3 protein-coding genes are annotated in these 2,607 nt (G+C 71.4%); 1 reads left to right on the forward strand and 2 read right to left on the reverse strand.

Annotated features, from left to right (window positions below; genetic code table 11):
- Positions 1–115: 115 nt before the first annotated feature.
- Positions 116–829: an LON peptidase substrate-binding domain-containing protein gene (locus tag AB0M20_RS37255; RefSeq protein WP_364305474.1), complete on the forward strand. Its 714-nt coding sequence runs from the start codon at positions 116–118 to the stop codon at positions 827–829.
- Here the strand turns inward: AB0M20_RS37255 and AB0M20_RS37260 are convergent.
- On the reverse strand, positions 744–1,463 hold the full coding sequence (locus AB0M20_RS37260; RefSeq protein WP_364305476.1) for a hypothetical protein: 720 nt from the start codon (positions 1,461–1,463) through the stop codon (positions 744–746). The genes AB0M20_RS37255 and AB0M20_RS37260 overlap by 86 nt on opposite strands.
- Before the next feature lie 22 nt (positions 1,464–1,485).
- A partial coding sequence (locus AB0M20_RS37265) for an OB-fold nucleic acid binding domain-containing protein (protein ID WP_364305478.1) occupies positions 1,486–2,607 on the reverse strand: 1,122 nt, incomplete at its 5' end.

Consider the following 2,607-nt stretch of genomic DNA (forward strand, 5'->3'; position numbering starts at 1 on the left):
GGCGGCGGTCCGGACCGAGCCGCGCGGCGATTCCAGCAACCGAGATGGGTGGTATGCCCTTTAAAACGAGAGGCGGGGCGCGCGCGGACAGCGACCATGCCGATACGCTCGCCTCGTGGGCACGATTCTCCCGGTCTTCCCGTTGAGCACGGTGCTTTTTCCCGGCCTGGTGCTGCCCCTGCACATCTTCGAGGAGCGGTACCGGACCCTGGTGCAAGAGCTGGTGAACAGCCCGGAGGACGGGCCGCACGAGTTCGGGGTGGTGACGCTGCGGCACGGGTCCGAGGTGCAGACCACCACGGAGGACGACGCCGGTCCGCCGGTCGACGACACACCCGTGACGGCGGAGCAGCTCTACGAGGCCGGGTGCACCGCCGAGCTGCGCCAGGTCACCGAGCTGCCCGACGGCCGCTACGACATCGTGACGGTCGGCCGGCGGCGGTTCCGGGTGCTGGCCGTCGAGCAGGGTGCCGAGCCCTATCTGACCGCCGAGGTGGAGTGGCTGCCCGACGACGACGAGCCGGGCGAGACCGCCGAGCTGCTGGCGCCGCGGGTGCTCGCCGCCTTCCGCACCTATCTCGAGCTGCTGCGGCCCGACTCCGAGGTGCTCGACCAGGTGCCGGACGACCCGACCGTGCTGTCCCACCTGATCGCGGCGACCGCCCAGCTCACCACGGAGGAACGTCAGACGCTGCTGGCGGCGCCCGACACGGCGACCCGGCTGCGGGCCGAGCTCAAGCTGCTCACCCGTGAGGCGGGTTTGCTGGCCCGGGTGCGGGCGGTGCCGGTTCCGCTGTCTGATCTGGCTCGACCGGCCAGCCCGAACTGAACTGAGCCCTCGAACCGAACTGGGCCGCCCCCGGGTCGGGGTGCGCGAGGTCGTTGCCGTAGCCCGGGCGCGCGCCCGGCGCGTCGAGGTCGGGGTCGTTCGACCAGCCGGCCATCAGCGTGAGCACGATGGCCGCCGCGAAGCCCGCGATCAGCAGCGTCCCGTACGCGTGCAGATCCGGCGGCGCCGCGGAGGTCGCACCGGCCGCCGACGAACCCTTCCAGTCCTCGTACGCCCCCAGCCCGATCATCCGCCCCACCTGCCAGGCCACCACCGGCGCGGCGAGGGTGCCGAGGATCACACCACCGAGCAGCCACGGCCCGCGGTCACGGCGCAGCACCAGCCACGCCACGATCGCCGCGACCATTCCGAACGCGAGGCACAGGACGCTGAACCAGCCGTCCGCTGCGATGTACTCCTCCGGCGACGGGTCGTTGACCAGCACCCGCCCCTCGCCGGCGTTGATCACCGGCACGGCCGGCGCCAGGAAGTGCCACAGCACGCCCAGCGGACCCCCGGCCACCGCCAGCACCACGACCGTGAGACCGGCCACGGCGAGCCCCCGGGCCGCCGGTCGGGTGGACCTGGCCGGCGGCTCCGGCGGCTCCGCCCAGGCGTAGGTGTCGCTATCCACCCGGCAATCCTGCCAGCCCTGCTCAGGCCACCGCGGACGGGCCGAGAATCATCTTGAGATCCGCCCGCAGGGCCGGCGTCGGCGCCACCTTGAAGCCGCCCAGCCGCATCACCGTGGTGCGGCTGCCGTTCTGCAGGTGGACGTGCACCTCCGCGTCGCCCGGGTGGCTGACCAGGATCTCCTTCAGCTCACTGACCAGCGGCGGGGTGCACCGGGTGATCGGCATCGTCAGGGTGATCGGCTTGGAGTCCGGGTTGTGCGAGACGTCGGGCATGGACATGTCCATCGCCATGATCCGCGGGGTGTCGTCGCGGCGGTCCACCCGCCCCTTGACGACCACGATCGCGTCCTCGGCGATGTACTGCCCGATCACCTCGTACGTGTTCGGGAAGAACAGCGTCTCGACGCCACCGGCCAGGTCCTCCAGCGTCGCCGACGCCCACGCCCGGCCCTGCTTGGTCATCCGCCGCTGCACGCCGGTGAGGATGCCGGCCAGCGTGACCACCTGGCCGTCGGGCACCGACCCCTCCTCGTTGAGGGCGGCGATCGTCGTGTCCGCCGAATTCTGCAGCAGCGCCTCGAGCCCGGCCAGCGGATGGTCGGAGACGTAGAGCCCGAGCATCTCCCGCTCGAAGGCCAGCTTGTCGCGCTTGTCCCACTCGCCGTCGGTGATCGGCGGCATGGCCACCGTCGCCGAGCCGCCGCCGTCCGCGTCGCCGAACGCGCCGAACAGGTCGAACTGCCCGGCCGCCTCGTTGCGCTTCACGTCCGCGTACGCGTCGATCGCCTCGGCGTGCACGGCGAGCAGGCCCTTGCGGGAGTGGCCCAGCGAGTCGAAGGCACCGGCCTTGATCAGCGACTCGATCGTCTTCTTGTTGCAGGCGACCGCATCCACCTTGGACAGGAAGTCGTAGAAGTCCTGATAGCGGCTGCTGGTCTGCCCCGGTTTGGGCTCGCGGCACCGCACGATCGCGTCGACGACGTTGTGCCCGACGTTGCGGACGGCGGCCAGGCCGAACCGGATGTCCTTGCCGACCGGGGTGAACGGGCCGGCCGACTCGTTGACGTCGGGCGGGAGGACCTGGATGCCCATGCGCCGGCACTCGGCCAGGTACATCGCCATCTTGTCCTTGTCGTCGCCGAC

It is taken from the genome of Actinoplanes sp. NPDC051633 (genome assembly GCF_040681735.1).
Taxonomy (GTDB): domain Bacteria; phylum Actinomycetota; class Actinomycetes; order Mycobacteriales; family Micromonosporaceae; genus Actinoplanes.